This is a genomic window from Paraherbaspirillum soli (assembly GCF_042654985.1).
In the GTDB taxonomy this organism is placed as follows: domain Bacteria; phylum Pseudomonadota; class Gammaproteobacteria; order Burkholderiales; family Burkholderiaceae_D; genus Paraherbaspirillum; species Paraherbaspirillum soli.
The window spans coordinates 429,728-444,340 of sequence record NZ_JBHSMT010000013.1 but is presented as its reverse complement, the minus strand read 5'-3'; the positions used below and the strand labels follow the sequence as shown (position 1 = coordinate 444,340).

Here is a 14,613-nt window from a genome sequence, read left to right as displayed (position 1 = left end):
TCAAGCAACACGCAATTTTCGGATCAGGTTTGCTTGCTGCGCCACTGTTGCAATGTCATAGAACGGAAATAAATCTGTCATTTTCTTGAAGTAATCGGGCGTTAGGCTGTCATCGTCACAATCTGAAAGGACGATGAATGCGACTGCTAACGATCCCCGCCGATGCGAGTCCGAACTTTTCCAAATTAACGATTAGTCTGGCTAGCACGCCGGAAGAAGTACGCGAAGTACAGCGCCTGCGCTATAAAGTTTTTATCGAGGCGATGAACCTGTCAGCGCTGGCCAATCCAGACGCTCTGGACAGCGACGAGTTTGATTCCTACTGCGATCATCTGATCGTGCGCGATACCAAGACCCTGTGTGTGGTCGGCACCTATCGCGTCATGAGTCCGCACGCGGCACGCCGCATGGGCCGTTATTATTCCGAACAAGAATTCGATCTTAGCCGCCTGGACAATCTGCGCAGCAGTATTGCAGAGGCCGGACGCGCCTGTATTCACCCGGACTATCGCAGCGGCGGCGTCATCATGCTGCTATGGGCTGGACTGGCAGCCTATATGCGGCGCGAGCGTTGCGACTATTTGATGGGTTGTGCCAGCGTCAGCCTGGCGGATGGCGGACATAACGCCGCCGCTTTGTATCACGCACTGGATCAACAAAATTTTGCACCGGCCGAGTATCGCGTGACGCCGCATGTGCCGTTTCCCGTGTATGAGCGGGAAGCCGGTCACGTGCCGCAAATGCCGCCGTTACTAAAAGGTTATCTGCGCAGCGGCGCCTGGGTTTGCGGCGAACCGGCCTGGGATCCCGATTTTCACTCCGCGGATTTTTTCCTGTTGCTGCCCTTGTCCAAGCTGGACAATCGTTATGCGCGTCACTATCTGAAAGAAACGAGAGCCGCATGAAACCAAGCGAGCAGTTCCTGGATGCCGGTTTTTTGGGCGCCGGCCCTGGATTGAAGCGCGAGCCGATTCATTTCCGGACCATCTGGATTTCCGATATCCATTTGGGAACGACCGGTTGCCAGGCCGGCCGCTTGCTGGAATTCCTGCGGGCGACTGAATCGGACACGCTTTATCTGGTCGGCGACATTATCGACGGCTGGCAGTTAAAGCGCCGCTGGTATTGGGATCAGACCCATAACAATGTGGTGCAAACAGTATTGAAAAAGGCGCGCAAGGGAACCGAAGTGATTTTTGTTCCCGGCAACCACGATGAGGCCGTGCGCCAATTTATTGATCTGGATTTCGGCGGTATCCGGATTCGCGATGAGTTGGTGCATACCACTGCCAACGGCAAGCGCATGCTGGTATTGCACGGCGACCGCTTCGACGGCGTGATTGCCTGCGCCAAATGGCTGGCTTATGTCGGCGACAGTCTGTACACGGTCATCCTGAAATTCAATCAATGGTTCAACGGCTGGCGTGCGCGCGCAGGCTTGCCCTATTGGTCGCTGTCGCAATACCTGAAGCTGAAGGTGAAAAACGCAGTGAATTACATTTCGTCGTTTGAGGATGCATTAGCGGCGGAAGCGCAAAAGAAAGGGCTGGATGGCGTCATTTGCGGTCATATACATAAACCGGAAATTCGCGATATCAAAGGCATCACTTATTGCAATGACGGCGACTGGGTCGAGAGTTTGTCTGCCCTGGTGGAAGATGCTAGCGGCGAGTTGCGCCTGGTGACCTGGCAGGAAATCATGCGGCAGAAAAATACAATATCCAGCACCGAGGTCCGCGAGCTATGCGAATTGCCATCGTAACCGATGCCGGACAGTCCCAAATCAATGGCGTAGTCAACACCTTGCAGGCAACCAGCCGCTGCTTGCGCAATAGCGAGCACGACGTGTTGCTGCTTAGTCCCGATGGTTCTCCTACTTTCGCGTGCCCGACTTATCCTGAAATCCGGCTCGCCTACAAACCTTATGCCAGAGTAGCGGCGGCGTTGCGGGCGTTTCAAGCGGATTGCATTCACATTTCGACAGAAGGGCCGATGGGCTTGGCGGCGCGCCGCTTTTGCCTGCGTCACCGGATCGGCTTTACCACCGCATACCACACGCGTTTTCCGGAGTATCTGAGCGCCCGTTCGATGCTGCCGAAGGCCGTGACTTACCGTTGGTTGCGTTGGTTTCATGGCCCCTCCAAGGCAGTCATGGTGCCGACTCAACATATCCGGCAGGAGCTTGAGCAGCGTGGCTTTCGGCATCTGGTGTTATGGGGCAGAGGGGTCGACACCGAGCGTTTTCAACCGGTCGAACAAGACCATGCCTGCATTCAGCGGCCGTTGTATTTGTATGTCGGCAGAGTGGCGGTCGAAAAGAATGTCGAGGCTTTTTTGCAGCTTGATCTGCCTGGCGCCAAGTGGGTAATCGGCGACGGACCGTTGCGCGAAGAACTCCAGCAGCGCTATCCGCAAGTGCAATTCCTGGGCGCCAAGCCGCACCATGAACTGGCCTCCTATTACAACTGTGCCGATGTGCTGGTGTTTCCCAGTCATACCGATACATTCGGGTTGGTGATGGTGGAGGCCATGGCGTGCGGCGTGCCGATTGCCGCGTATCCGGTCGCCGGACCAGTCGATGTTGTCGCGCACGGACGTTCGGGGATATTGGACTCGGACCTGGCATCAGCCTGTTCCAGGGCGCTTGACCTGGATCGGCAGCGGGTGCGGGAACACGCGTTGGAGTATTCCTGGGATGTGGCGACACAGCAGTTTCAGCATCATTTGCATCAAATTCCGCGGGCTAACGCAACGCGGGTGGCGCAGTCTTCGATTGCCTGAGTTTGTTTTGACGCTTAACTAATTGCCATAAAAAAAGCCTCGCAAATGCGAGGCTTTTTTGTACATACAAGACTTACCAGAATTTCCACCAAGGTTTTTTTTGAATTTCGCCGTTATGATAAAAACGGCTATTCGGATAGTTTTTCTGTAAGACGCGTTCGGAGTCATCGCGTAATTCCTTGAGGCCCAAAGCATCGTAAGAGCGCACCATGACAAATAGCGCTTCTTCGACCGCCGGCGCATCGCGATATTCCTGGATCGCGTTTTGTGCGCGATTGGCGGCAGCAACATAGGCACCGCGGCGGTAGTAATAGCTGGCGACGTGGACGTCGTATTGAGCCAATGCATTGACCAGGTATTTCATGCGCGCCAATGAGTCGGCTGCGTAGGTGCTGTCGGGGAAGCGCGTCACCACTTGCTTGAACGCATCAAATGCATCGCGGGCTGCTTTCGGATCGCGCTCAGTCGCATCTTCGCTCGACAGGAAATCGAATATGCTGACCTTGTCGTTGAAATTGACCAGGCCACGCAGGTAATACATGTAGTCGACGTTTGGATGATTTGGATGCAGCTTGATGAAGCGGTCGATGGCAGCCAACGCTTCAGGCTGCTCGCCTTGCCGATAATGGGCGTAAGCGATATCCATTTGCGCCTGTTGGGCGTAAGTGCCGAATGGATAGCGCGATTCCAGCTTTTCAAAGTACTTAATTGCCTTATCGTAGCCGCCGCTATTCAATTCGTCCTTGGCCTCCGAGTATAATCTGGGCGCAGACCAGTTTGCAGTTTCATCAACTTTATCTGGCAACAAGCCACACGCCGAAAGGGAGAGAGCGAATGCAACTGCAGCTAGTCTGGATAGTCTTTTTTGCATAGTGGTTTGCAAGAATGCGTGTAAACAATTGATGGATTATAGCTGATGGGACTTCCTGTGATGTCATTTACCAAGCCAAATTTGGCTGAAAGTCTGCCTGACGCTGAATTTGATGCCGATATTGAATATATCGAAGACGGCGACGCGGCAAGCACGACCGCGCCGATCGTGTTGCAATTAACGCCCGACGTTTGCGGGACACGTCTCGACAAGGTTGTGTCAACCCTTGTTCCGCAATACTCGCGTAGCCGTATCCAGCAATGGATAGAGGCGGGCCATGTCACGGTAGACGGCAAGCCCGGGACGACCAAGATGACGACGTTCGGCGACGAAACCGTCATCGTCCTGCCGCAGCCGGCACCTGACGAGCAAGCATTCAAAGCGGAGGAAATGGCGCTGTCGATCGTGCATGAAGATGCCGCGATTATCGTCATCGACAAACCCGCCGGGCTGGTGGTTCATCCGGCGGCCGGCAACTGGTCGGGAACATTATTGAATGGCTTGCTGTACCGGTGGCCGACATTGATCGGCGTGCCGCGCGCCGGCATCGTCCATCGCCTGGATAAGGACACCAGCGGCTTGATGGTGGTCGCCAAGACGCTGGAGGCACAAACCGATCTGGTGCGTCAGCTACAGGCACGTACCGTCAAACGTCAATATCTGGCCTTGGTCTGGGGTTCGCCGCAACTGAATGGCACCGTGGACAGCGCAATGGCGCGGCATCCGCGCGATCGCATCAAGATGGCGGTATCGGAAAGCATGAGCGCCAAGCCTGCGATCACCCACTATCAGCGCCTGGCGACCGGCTTGCTGGATGGGCGTCCGGTGAGCTTGATGCGCTGTCAGCTGGAGACAGGGCGCACTCACCAGATTCGCGTGCACATGCAGTCGATCGGCTTCCCGCTGGTCGGCGATGCGCTCTACGGCAAGCAGCATCTGATGCCGGCGTTTCCACGTCAGGCATTGCAGGCATCGCGCCTTGGATTGATTCATCCAAGCAGTGGCGAAGTCTGCGAATGGTTCACCCCGTTGCCGGATGATTTTGCGGCGTTGATAGCGCGCGCTGGAATGACCGCGCCGGAGTAAGGCCGATGGGACCAGCCATAAATTTTTAATATGGCTAGGATCAGACTGCTAACTAAGACAGCTAGCCACATGCAATTAATTATTCCAAACTGGGTAAATGTGCCGCGTAATATCAGCGCTTTTTCGACGTTGCGTGAGGGCGGTGTGAGTGCCGCTCCTTACGATGACGGCAGCGGTGGCGGCGGTCTTAATCTTGGAACACATGTCGGCGACAAGCTGGAAGCGGTCGCGCGCAATCGTGCGTTGCTGGAGACCTTGCTGCCGGCATCGCCGATCTGGTTGAGCCAGGTACATAGCGCCGATGTGGTTGATGTCGCTGCTGTCAGTACCGGTGTCGAAGCCGATGCCGTTATTGCGACGCAGCCCGGCATGGTCTGTGCGATTCAGACTGCGGATTGTTTGCCGGTATTGTTTGCCGATCTCGACGGGCGTGTGGTTGGCGCTGCCCATGCTGGCTGGCGAGGGCTGGTTGCCGGCGTGCTGCAAAATACGGTTGAACGCATGAAAGCGGCTGGGGCCGGCGACATCGTGGCGTGGCTAGGGCCGGCAATTGGTCGCGATCAATTCGAAGTCGGTGGCGATGTTCTTGAGCGATTTGTCGAGCGAGCCGAGTCGACGCAAATGTCGCACCAAATTCTGGCTCAAACCCAGGCATGCTTTGCGCCGATTGCTGATCGACCGGGTAAATATCTGGCGGATATTTACCAGCTGGCGCGCATTGCGCTGCAACAGGCTGGCGTGCAGCGCATTGATGGCGGCGGCTTGTGCACCGTGACCGATCGGCGGTTCTATTCCTATCGCAGGGACAAAACAACCGGTCGGATGGTTTCGCTGATATGGCTTAAATAGCCAACCGTTTCTGCGATCACTTGTCTGGACCGATGTGTGGCTGTTCTGGCGTTGCAGCCTCAGTCGAGGGCGGATCTTGTCGATCGGAAAGCTGTTTTAATTTTTCCCTTTGTTGCCGATTTCTCTTGCGTTGCGGAGTGCCCATCAGGTATAAAACAATTGTCAAAGGGAAAACACCGTACAGTAGAAATGTCATCAAAGCAGCAACGACCGACTGCTCTGTGATAGCCATCATGAAGACGACATAAATCCATGCGATGGCGATGATATACATATAAATGGTTAAGCTAAAAGACAACCCCAACACGATACGCTAAAACAACGGTCACAGCATGAATACGTCGAATTCTTCCGTTTTTGATTCTGCCGCGCTGTCACAACTTTCGCAGCAACTCATTCAGCAATTCTCGCAGCCATTCGCCCAACAATTCAGTCACATGGCCGATCCCAATGTTCTGCTTTCCTGGATGAATGCCGCCGGTCAAAGGAGCGCCGGTTCAAGCGGTGCAAGTCTTGATGGCGCCGGTGTTTCACTTAACCGGGCAGTGGTTGAGAAGCTGCAGAGGGAGTATGCGGAGCAGTTGTCGGTCTTGTGGCAAGACTTGCTCGGATCGCGGATCCCGGCCATAGCGGACAAACGGTTTAACGCTTCGGCATGGCAAGCCAACCCGCTATATGCATTCAATGCGGCGGCATATTTATTGAATGCGCGATTCTTGAATGCGTTGGTGGATGCCGTGGATGCGCCGCCTAAAATGAAGCGGAAAATTGGTTTTGCGATTCAACAAATGGTCGACGCCATGTCGCCCGCCAATTTCTTGGCAACCAATCCTGTCGCTCAACAAAAAATTGTTGAAACCCATGGCGAAAGCCTTACCAAAGGAATCGCGCACCTGATCGCCGACATGCAAAAAGGCCGGGTTTCCCAGACCGATGAATCGGCGTTTGAAGTCGGCAAGGACGTTGCAATTACCGAGGGCGCAGTCGTATTTGAAAACGCATTGTTCCAGCTGATCCAATATAAGCCGCTCACCAAAACGACTTATCAGCGACCGTTACTGTTCGTGCCGCCGTGTATCAACAAGTATTACATCCTGGATTTGCAGCCGCAAAATTCTGTGGTGCGTTATGCGGTGGAACAAGGGCATACCGTGTTCTTGATTTCGTGGCGCAATGCCGATGAGTCAATGGCGCACGCCACCTGGGATCAATATATTGACGAGGCGGTGATTCAAGCAATCGACCTCGTTCAGGAGATTTCCAAGCAGGACAAGATCAATGCGCTTGGCTTCTGCGTCGGCGGCACCTTGTTGTCGACAGCGTTGGCAAAAATGGCCGGAGCGGGAGTGCATCCGGTTGCCAGCCTGACTTTGCTGACTTCATTTTTGGATTTTACCGACACTGGCATTTTGGACGTGTATATCGACGATATGCAGATCCGGCTTCGCGAGCAGGCGATCGGGCGCGGCGGCTTGATGCCGGCACGTGAATTTGCTTCGGCATTTTCGAGCTTGCGTCCGAACGATCTTTTATGGAATTACGTCGAATCGAATTACCTGAAAGGCGAGGATCCGACTCCTTTCGATCTGCTGTATTGGAACGCCGACAGCACCAATTTGCCGGGGCCGATGTTTTGCTATTACCTGCGCAATATGTACCTCGACAATGCATTGAAGGAGCCCGGAAAGTTGGCCGTGGCCGGTCAGGAAATCGATCTCGGCAAGATCGAAGCGCCGACCTTCATATATGCCTCGCGCGAAGATCATATCGTCCCATGGACTTCGGCCTATGCTTCGACTTCCTTGCTCAACCCGAAAAAGCCGGAACGCAATCGCTTTGTGCTCGGAGCTTCCGGCCATATCGCGGGCGTTATTAATCCGCCGTCAAAGAACAAACGCAGTTACTGGCTCAATCAACAGTCGGGAGTGGATGCCGAGACCTGGCTCGCCGGCGCGGTTGAACACCCTGGAAGCTGGTGGTCCGAATGGACGGCGTTTCTGTCGGAGCACGCGGGCAAGCAAGTGGCGGCGCCACGTAAATTGGGGAGTGCGACGCGTAAAATGATCGAGCCGGCGCCTGGAAGCTATGTCAAGGTAAGAGCTGAATGAAATTGGCAGACTGCTTGAAGTAAATGGACAAATAACGTATCGATTTTTTGCATTGTTTTTTTAAGGAGACAAGAGATGGCAAAGCGTATCGTTTATGTGACAGGCGGCATGGGTGGAATCGGCACCCCAATTTGTACTCGTCTTTGCACCGATGGTTTCACCGTTGTGGCAGGTTGCGGGCCGAATTCGGCGCGTAAAGATAAATGGCTGGCCGACATGCGTGCGAAGGGTTTTGATATTCATGCGTCGGAAGGAAACGTGGCGGACTGGGAATCGACAAAATCTGCCTTCGATAAAGTGAAGGCCGAAATCGGCGAAATTGATATCCTGATCAACAACGCCGGGATTACCCGCGACTGTCAGTTTCGCAAGATGTCCAAAGCCGATTGGGATGCGGTGATCGATACCAATCTGAATTCCCTGTTCAACGTCACCAAGCAGGTGATCGATGGCATGGCTGATCGCGGTTGGGGCAGGATCGTCAATATTTCCTCAGTGAATGGCCAAAAGGGGCAGTTCGGGCAGACCAATTACTCGACAGCCAAGGCCGGGATTCACGGCTTTACGATGGCGCTGGCGCAGGAAGTCGCGACCAAAGGCGTTACCGTCAATACGGTTTCGCCCGGCTATGTTGGAACGGAAATGGTGCGCGCGATCAGGCCGGAAGTGCTGGAAAAAATTATCGCCGAGATTCCGGTAAAACGCCTTGGCCAGCCGGAAGAGATTGCCTCGATCATCTCCTGGATCGCGTCGGAAGAGGGCGGTTATGCAACCGGCTCGGACTTCTCGCTGAATGGCGGTCTGCACATGGGGTAAGTGATTATCTAGTGTCCTGAGTTACTAACTTAGGACACTAGTAGCACAGGCGCGATAGCATGGGCGGCTCATGGACGATTATCAAGAGCTACCCATGCTATTTTGCAGATGATGTTTGTGGTTTTAATTGCAATGCATCTATTCATTGTCTGAATTGTTTGTTGACCACAATGCGCAATATAATGGGACGTACCGTAGCGAATGGAGATTCGTAATGCAACCGCTTAGAATGCGTTACGGTGCAGTTACCTGGGACTGAAATGACTACTACAAAAAAAAATTCTGAGCGTTTGATCAAAAAATATCCGAATCGTCGCTTGTACGATACTCAGACTAGCTCTTACATCACGTTAACCGATGTCAAGCAATTGGTATTGGAGAATGAAGAATTCGTGGTGTTCGATGCCAAGACCGACGAGGACCTGACCCGCAGCATTCTGTTGCAAATCATTCTGGAAGAGGAATCCAACGGTACGCCGATGTTTTCCAGCGCAGCGCTGTCGCAGATTATTCGCTACTACGGTCACACCATGCAGGGGATGATGGGTTCCTACCTGGAGAAAAATATCCAGGCTTTCATCGACATCCAGAACAAGCTCGCAGAAAACTCAAAAGGCTTTTACGAAGGAAAACCGTTCAGCCCGGAAATGTGGACTCAGTTCATGAACGTCCAGGGGCCGATGATGCAGGGCATGATGAGTAATTACATCGAGCAAAGTAAAGGTCTCTTCATCCAGATGCAGGAACAAATGCAGAGCCAGACCAAGAACATGTTCGGCACATTCCCATTTGCTCCACCGTTCGATAAAACCAAAAAATAATCCTTCACCGTGCAACGCCAGGGCACCTCGAAAAACTGTAGCGAGCGGCCCAAGGTCAGGGAGAGAAGCGCAGCCGTACGGAGGTACGGCGAGCATCGCAGCCCTGAGATTGGGATGCGCAGTAGGTTTTTCGAGGTGCCTACAAGGTAACCATGGCAGCGGAGGGGGTACAATAGCGGCTTTGCTTTGTCCCCCTCTATTCCGCCATGTCCAATGTCTCTCCTGTAGCGCCTGCCGCAACAACTCCTGCACCTAAAGTCGGCTTCGTCTCCTTGGGTTGCCCCAAGGCACTGGTCGATTCCGAGCAAATCCTGACCCAACTGCGCGCCGAAGGATACGAAACCGCCAAATCCTATGACGGCGCCGACCTGGTGATCGTCAATACCTGCGGTTTTATTGATGCCGCCGTGCAAGAGTCGCTGGATGCAATCGGCGAGGCGCTCAACGAGAACGGCAAGGTCATCGTAACCGGTTGCCTGGGCGCGAAAAAAGATGCCGCCGGCGACGACATTATCCAAAAAGTTCACCCTAAGGTATTGGCCGTCACAGGCCCGCATGCCGTCGGCGAAGTCATGTTCGAAGTGCATAAACATCTGCCGAAGCCACATGCGCCGTTCATCGACCTGATCCCGGCGCAGGGCATCAAACTGACGCCCAAACATTTCGCTTACCTGAAAATCTCCGAAGGCTGCAATCACCGTTGCAGCTTTTGCATTATTCCTTCGATGCGCGGCGATCTGGTTTCCCGTCCGATCGCTGACGTGATGCTGGAAGCAGAAAATCTGTTCAAGGCCGGGGTCAAGGAATTGCTGGTTATTTCACAAGATACCAGCGCCTACGGCGTGGATGTCAAGTTCCGCATGGGCTTCTGGAATGGCAAGCCGGTCAAGACGCACATGACGCAGCTGGTGACGGCGCTGGGCGAACTGGCCGCGCAATATGGCGCATGGGTCCGCTTGCACTACGTTTATCCTTATCCGCACGTCGATCAGATCATTCCGCTGATGGCGGAAGGCAAGGTGCTGCCATATCTGGACGTTCCGCTGCAACACGCTCACCCCGACGTGCTGAAGCGGATGAAGCGTCCGGCCAGCGGCGAAAAGAATATCGAACGGATTCAAGCCTGGCGCGCGATGTGTCCCGACCTGACGATTCGTTCGACCTTCATCGCCGGCTTCCCTGGCGAAACCGAAGCGGAATTCGAATATCTGCTGGATTTCCTGAAAGAAGCTCAAATCGACCGCCTGGGTTGCTTCGCCTATTCTCCGGTGGAGGGCGCGACTGCCAATGCATTGGACAATCCGGTGCCTGAAGAGCTGCGCGAAGAGCGGCGTGGCCGCGTCATGCAACTGCAGGAAGAAATTTCGAAGAAACGCTTGCAAGCCAAGGTCGGCAAAACCATGCGCGTCCTGATCGATTCGGTCGATCGCAATGGCGGCGTTGCTCGTTCCAGCGCCGATGCGCCAGAAATCGATGGCGTCGTGTATGTCAAGCCGCCGTATGAGCCGCACAAGAAATTGGTCGTGGGCCAGTTCGTCGATGTCACGATTACCGCCTCCGATGCACATGATTTGTGGGCTGCCGCATGATGCTGCGAAAACGCGTTATTGCGCTGGCGCTGCTGTCTGGCGTTTGCCTTGCACTTGCCTCGGGTCCAGGCACGGCGGCATCTGCCGCTGATCATGAAACTGTTGCTGGCGGGATCGCCGCGACGACGGTCAATTTGTTTGTCAAGCCAATGACCTTAAGCGGCACGCTGGGCGATGCGCGGATTGAAATGCACTTGCAACTCAAGGCCGATCCTACCGAAGGTATTCAGGGCACTTATTCTTTCGCTGGCCAGACCGCCAAAATCCTGCTGGCCGGCGAGTCGGAAAATACCGACGTCTTGCTGGAAGAGTCCATCAACGGCAAGGATGTTTCTGGCGAATGGGCGGGGAAATTGGTCGGCGATACATTTAGCGGCACTTGGTCCACCACCGACGATGCGGTGACCAAGCCATTCGTACTAAAAGTACGGGCAATCAAATCGGCCAAGTAATCAGCAAGGATACCCGGCGGCATGTCGTCAAGCACGCGATAAGCCGTCGGATTGCCGTGCTAAGTTTGGATACGGACTGAACACACTGAATAGGCGACGCAAGATGAAGAAAAAGAATCCTCAAACTGCATTGATGCACAGTGATTACACGGCGCCAAAGGGTTTTGACGCGTTTCCGGTCGCGATCCATCATGCCTCGACCGTATTGTTCAACAACGTAGCCGCGATGCGGGCCCGCACTTGGCAGGAAAAGAGCGGCTACACCTACGGCCTGCACGGCACCCCGACCAGCTTCACGCTGGAAGCACGGCTGGCCGAGATCGAGGGCGGCCAATATTGCCTATTGGCGCCGAGCGGCTTGGCGGCAATCGCCATGGTTGATTTTGCGTTGCTGAAAAGCGGCGACGATGTACTGCTTCCTGATAATGTGTATAACCCGAACCGTGATTTGGGTGATTGGCTGAGCAAGGATTTCGGCATCACGGCGCGCTATTACGATCCGTTGATCGGTGCCGGAATCGCTGATCTGATTCAGCCCAATACGCGATTGATCTGGACCGAAGCGCCGGGTTCGGTGTCGATGGAAGTGCCGGATCTTCCGGCAATTTGCGCGGCCGCACACGCCAAAGACGTGCTGGTCGCAATCGACAATACCTGGTCGGCAGGCCTGGCATTGCGGGCCTTCGATCTTGGCGTCGATATCGTGATGCAGGCGCTGACCAAATATCAATCGGGCGGCTCCGATGTGCTGATGGGAGCGGTGATTACGCGGGACAAGGAATTGAACGCCAGGCTGCAAAAGGCGCACATGCGGCTTGGATTCGGCGTTGGCATGGACGATGCCTATCTTGTGCTGCGCAGCTTGCCGACGATGAAGCTGCGCTTTGAAGCGCATGATGCTGCCGCTCGCAGCGTCGCCGCTTGGCTGAAAGGGCGGCCGGAAATTGCCAAAGTGCTGCATCCGGCATTTGCCGATTGTCCTGGGCACGAGATCTGGAAACGCGATTTTACCGGTGCGGCCGGCTTGTTCTCGGTGCTGTTCGATGCACGCTACAGCGAGGAACAAACCGATCGCTTCGTCGATAGCCTGAAATTGTTCAAGATCGGTTACAGCTGGGGCGGCACGAATAGTCTGTGCGTTCCTTACCGCATCCAGGCGATCCGCAAGAACTGGCAGGACAAAGGCACGCTGGTGCGTTTCAATATCGGCCTGGAAGATCCGCAGGACCTGATCGCGGATATCGAACAAGCCTTCGCTGCCATGTAGTTGTCGATATCAGTCGCGGCCGAAAGCTTCCGAAAAAAAACGCCGATCCAAAAAGATCGGCGTTTTTTATTGGCAAAGAGCGACTCAAATCAGGCGCTGCAGCATGTAAATCGCTGGCCCGTGATTGGCTGACGCCTGGTAGCTGTCGAGATTTTCCCTGGCAGGGGAATGCTGAATCTCGACCGGCACATAACCTTGTGCCATCCAGAATGGCTGGGAGTGCTGGACGGATACCAAAGCGCTCCAGCCCAGACCGTCTTCACGTGCACGCTTCAGAGCGGCGGAAACCAGTGCATTGGCGGCCTTTTTGCCGCGCATATGCGGTGCGACGGCAAGATCATGCAAATACAAACAATCCGGCGTCGACGCAATCTTAAATGGCGCGTCGAGCGCCGTTATCGCACCTTTGCTTGATGGATAACTGAATAGATAAGCGGCAGGGCGCTGATCCTGGTCTTGATGTTCAGTCAATACCCAGCAGGTACTCGGTGCGGCATCCAGGCGGCTGCGGAACACGGCCTCAGACTCCAGCATGTGCGGCGGATAGCATTCGGCCTGAATGGTCATCAGCACTGGTATGTCGTCGCCGGACATCAACCGGATTGAATGCGCGGCGTGGGTAGCGCTGATGCCCGAGTGGTTTGCCGGCGAGATTGCTTGAATCTGTCCAATCAAACCGGCATCGCCTTGTTGTCGTTCAAGTCCACCAAGCCTTTGATCAAACGATAGGCTTTCCAGAGCCAGGCAACACCCCACACCAAAAATGCGAGGGGAATGCCGATGACCGTCACAAACAAGGCGCCGCCGACAACCATCCAGAGCAGATACCACCAGAACGACGTAATTTGCCAAGTGTGATGGCTATAAACGAAAGTGCCGGACGCATCTTCTCGCTTCAGATAGCTGATGATCAGCGGAATCCAGGAAAACGCGCCCAGAGAAAATACCAGGCTGGCGCCATGAAAAAGATACAGCCACCAGGCGAGGTTTTTGAGTGAGTGCAGTTTGCTATCGAAAACCAGTTCTTGTGTCATGAATATCCTTCAGGGGTTGAGGAAAAATTGGTGTTGATTTCAGGGGCACCCTCAGGCGAATATCGGCAAGATGCCATCCAATCCAACAAAATTCAAGGCCACGCCGGCTTGTGCGCGGACGATGGGTTTGGCGCGGAAGGCGACTGACAGGCCGGCGATATCCATCATTTTCAAGTCGTTGGCGCCATCGCCCATGACAATGGCTTGGGCAGGGCTGATGCCGAGGTCGGCGCAGACACGCTGGACGGTGAGTTTCTTTTCTTCGGCGTTGACGATGCCGCCCAGTACCTTGCCGGTCAGTTTGCCGTCGACAATCTCGAGCTCATTGGCGTGCGTGACATCGAGTCCAAGTCGAGTTTTGATGCGATCGGTAAAAAAGGTAAAACCGCCGGACACCAGCAAGGTCTTGAGCCCGGCAGCCTTGATTGCCGTCAGCATGTTTTCGGCGCCCGGCGACAATTGCACTCTTTCGTCGTAGACCCGTTGCAGCGCGCTCGCATCCAGGCCTTTTAACAAGGCCACGCGCTGGATCAGGCTTTCATCGAACTCCAGTTCGCCGCGCATTGCGGCTTCCGTAATCGCCGCGACCTGCGGTTTCAATCCTTGCATATCGGCGATTTCGTCGATGCATTCGATCGTGATCAGGGTTGAATCCATATCCATCGCAAGCAGCTTGAAGTCGCTCAATGCGGCGGAGGGCGCGCTGAATGCATAGTCGATTCCCGCCTCATAACAGATGCGATCAAGTTCGACTTTCAGTGCTTCGGAATAGCTGATCCCCCGGCAGCGCCAAGCATAGTGGTCGGCGTCGCCGATGTCGATCGCCGGGGCGCCGACCATCAGGGCAATGCGGTCAACAGTGCTGCGTTCTGCGTTCAGGCTTTGCAGGGTGAGATTCATGAGTCGGTAATCTTTTATTGAAGGTTGTAGTCAGTAGCG

General features: G+C 54.6%; 16 protein-coding genes. 11 read left to right on the top strand and 5 right to left on the bottom strand.

Annotated elements, in window-relative coordinates:
• The first annotated feature begins 137 nt into the window (after positions 1-137).
• Genes ACFPM8_RS09645 through ACFPM8_RS09635 form a run of 3 tightly spaced genes read left to right on the top strand, consistent with a single transcriptional unit; the run spans position 138 to position 2,781 of the window.
• On the top strand, positions 138-905 hold the full coding sequence (locus tag ACFPM8_RS09645) for a GNAT family N-acetyltransferase (RefSeq protein ID WP_378997288.1): 768 nt from the start codon (positions 138-140) through the stop codon (positions 903-905).
• A complete protein-coding gene (locus ACFPM8_RS09640; RefSeq protein ID WP_378997287.1) occupies positions 902-1,762 on the top strand; it encodes a UDP-2,3-diacylglucosamine diphosphatase in 861 nt (286 codons plus the stop codon). The genes ACFPM8_RS09645 and ACFPM8_RS09640 overlap by 4 nt, the downstream gene beginning before the upstream one ends.
• Positions 1,744-2,781: a glycosyltransferase family 4 protein gene (locus ACFPM8_RS09635; protein WP_378997286.1), complete on the top strand. Its 1,038-nt coding sequence runs from the start codon at positions 1,744-1,746 to the stop codon at positions 2,779-2,781. Before ACFPM8_RS09640 ends, ACFPM8_RS09635 begins: the two co-directional genes overlap by 19 nt.
• A gap of 73 nt (positions 2,782-2,854) precedes the next feature.
• Here the strand turns inward: ACFPM8_RS09635 and ACFPM8_RS09630 are convergent, their stop codons facing one another.
• Positions 2,855-3,652 carry an outer membrane protein assembly factor BamD gene (locus ACFPM8_RS09630; protein ID WP_378997285.1) on the bottom strand — a complete coding sequence of 266 codons (798 nt, stop codon included), beginning with the start codon at positions 3,650-3,652 and terminating at the stop codon, positions 2,855-2,857.
• Positions 3,653-3,697: 45 nt separating this feature from the next.
• On the opposite strand from ACFPM8_RS09630, the gene ACFPM8_RS09625 reads away from it, so the two are divergent.
• Both ACFPM8_RS09625 and pgeF read left to right on the top strand, forming a co-directional pair.
• Complete coding sequence (locus tag ACFPM8_RS09625) at positions 3,698-4,738, top strand: RluA family pseudouridine synthase (RefSeq protein ID WP_378997284.1); 1,041 nt, start codon at positions 3,698-3,700, stop codon at positions 4,736-4,738.
• A 69-nt stretch (positions 4,739-4,807) separates the two neighbouring features.
• Positions 4,808-5,587, top strand: a complete 780-nt coding sequence (gene pgeF, locus ACFPM8_RS09620; RefSeq protein WP_378997283.1) for a peptidoglycan editing factor PgeF — start codon at positions 4,808-4,810, stop codon at positions 5,585-5,587.
• Between the two features lie 16 nt (positions 5,588-5,603).
• Here the strand turns inward: pgeF and ACFPM8_RS09615 are convergent, their stop codons facing one another.
• Entirely contained in the window at positions 5,604-5,861 is a 258-nt protein-coding gene (locus ACFPM8_RS09615) for a hypothetical protein (protein WP_378997282.1), read from the bottom strand.
• 163 nt (positions 5,862-6,024) lie between these two features.
• On the opposite strand from ACFPM8_RS09615, the gene ACFPM8_RS09610 reads away from it, so the two are divergent.
• The 6 genes from ACFPM8_RS09610 to ACFPM8_RS09585 all read left to right on the top strand — a co-directional run bounded on the left by ACFPM8_RS09610 (position 6,025) and on the right by ACFPM8_RS09585 (position 12,640).
• Complete coding sequence (locus ACFPM8_RS09610) at positions 6,025-7,695, top strand: PHA/PHB synthase family protein (protein WP_378997281.1); 1,671 nt, start codon at positions 6,025-6,027, stop codon at positions 7,693-7,695.
• A 75-nt stretch (positions 7,696-7,770) separates the two neighbouring features.
• Positions 7,771-8,511 (top strand): 3-ketoacyl-ACP reductase, encoded by a 741-nt coding sequence (locus ACFPM8_RS09605; protein WP_378997280.1) that lies wholly within the window; start codon positions 7,771-7,773, stop codon positions 8,509-8,511.
• A gap of 260 nt (positions 8,512-8,771) precedes the next feature.
• Entirely contained in the window at positions 8,772-9,332 is a 561-nt protein-coding gene (gene phaR / locus ACFPM8_RS09600; RefSeq protein WP_378997279.1) for a polyhydroxyalkanoate synthesis repressor PhaR, read from the top strand.
• A 206-nt stretch (positions 9,333-9,538) separates the two neighbouring features.
• Positions 9,539-10,921: a 30S ribosomal protein S12 methylthiotransferase RimO gene (gene rimO, locus ACFPM8_RS09595; RefSeq protein WP_378997278.1), complete on the top strand. Its 1,383-nt coding sequence runs from the start codon at positions 9,539-9,541 to the stop codon at positions 10,919-10,921.
• Positions 10,918-11,373, top strand: a complete 456-nt coding sequence (locus tag ACFPM8_RS09590) for a hypothetical protein (RefSeq protein ID WP_378997277.1) — start codon at positions 10,918-10,920, stop codon at positions 11,371-11,373. Before rimO ends, ACFPM8_RS09590 begins: the two co-directional genes overlap by 4 nt.
• A gap of 103 nt (positions 11,374-11,476) precedes the next feature.
• Positions 11,477-12,640, top strand: coding sequence for a cystathionine beta-lyase (locus ACFPM8_RS09585; RefSeq protein ID WP_378997275.1), 1,164 nt, complete (start codon positions 11,477-11,479; stop codon positions 12,638-12,640).
• Between the two features lie 84 nt (positions 12,641-12,724).
• On the opposite strand, the gene ACFPM8_RS09580 is transcribed toward ACFPM8_RS09585, so the two are convergent.
• The 3 genes from ACFPM8_RS09580 to serB are packed head-to-tail and all read right to left on the bottom strand — an operon-like array spanning position 12,725 to position 14,574.
• Positions 12,725-13,315, bottom strand: a complete 591-nt coding sequence (locus tag ACFPM8_RS09580) for a GNAT family N-acetyltransferase (RefSeq protein ID WP_378997274.1) — start codon at positions 13,313-13,315, stop codon at positions 12,725-12,727.
• On the bottom strand, positions 13,312-13,674 hold the full coding sequence (locus ACFPM8_RS09575; protein WP_378997273.1) for a DUF4870 family protein: 363 nt from the start codon (positions 13,672-13,674) through the stop codon (positions 13,312-13,314). Before ACFPM8_RS09575 ends, ACFPM8_RS09580 begins: the two co-directional genes overlap by 4 nt.
• Before the next feature lie 51 nt (positions 13,675-13,725).
• Entirely contained in the window at positions 13,726-14,574 is an 849-nt protein-coding gene (gene serB / locus ACFPM8_RS09570) for a phosphoserine phosphatase SerB (RefSeq protein WP_378997272.1), read from the bottom strand.
• Positions 14,575-14,613: the final 39 nt, after the last annotated feature.

Coding starts and splice junctions, on each gene's coding strand:
- ACFPM8_RS09630 (WP_378997285.1), bottom strand. CDS start 3,652: ATGCAAAAAAGACTATCCAGACTAGCTGCAGTTGCATTCGCTCTCTCC.
- ACFPM8_RS09635 (WP_378997286.1), top strand. CDS start 1,744: ATGCGAATTGCCATCGTAACCGATGCCGGACAGTCCCAAATCAATGGC.
- ACFPM8_RS09645 (WP_378997288.1), top strand. CDS start 138: ATGCGACTGCTAACGATCCCCGCCGATGCGAGTCCGAACTTTTCCAAA.
- ACFPM8_RS09615 (WP_378997282.1), bottom strand. CDS start 5,861: ATGTATATCATCGCCATCGCATGGATTTATGTCGTCTTCATGATGGCT.
- phaR (WP_378997279.1), top strand. CDS start 8,772: ATGACTACTACAAAAAAAAATTCTGAGCGTTTGATCAAAAAATATCCG.
- ACFPM8_RS09610 (WP_378997281.1), top strand. CDS start 6,025: ATGGCCGATCCCAATGTTCTGCTTTCCTGGATGAATGCCGCCGGTCAA.
- ACFPM8_RS09640 (WP_378997287.1), top strand. CDS start 902: ATGAAACCAAGCGAGCAGTTCCTGGATGCCGGTTTTTTGGGCGCCGGC.
- ACFPM8_RS09575 (WP_378997273.1), bottom strand. CDS start 13,674: ATGACACAAGAACTGGTTTTCGATAGCAAACTGCACTCACTCAAAAAC.
- ACFPM8_RS09625 (WP_378997284.1), top strand. CDS start 3,698: ATGGGACTTCCTGTGATGTCATTTACCAAGCCAAATTTGGCTGAAAGT.
- ACFPM8_RS09605 (WP_378997280.1), top strand. CDS start 7,771: ATGGCAAAGCGTATCGTTTATGTGACAGGCGGCATGGGTGGAATCGGC.
- serB (WP_378997272.1), bottom strand. CDS start 14,574: ATGAATCTCACCCTGCAAAGCCTGAACGCAGAACGCAGCACTGTTGAC.
- rimO (WP_378997278.1), top strand. CDS start 9,539: ATGTCCAATGTCTCTCCTGTAGCGCCTGCCGCAACAACTCCTGCACCT.
- ACFPM8_RS09585 (WP_378997275.1), top strand. CDS start 11,477: ATGAAGAAAAAGAATCCTCAAACTGCATTGATGCACAGTGATTACACG.
- ACFPM8_RS09590 (WP_378997277.1), top strand. CDS start 10,918: ATGATGCTGCGAAAACGCGTTATTGCGCTGGCGCTGCTGTCTGGCGTT.
- pgeF (WP_378997283.1), top strand. CDS start 4,808: ATGCAATTAATTATTCCAAACTGGGTAAATGTGCCGCGTAATATCAGC.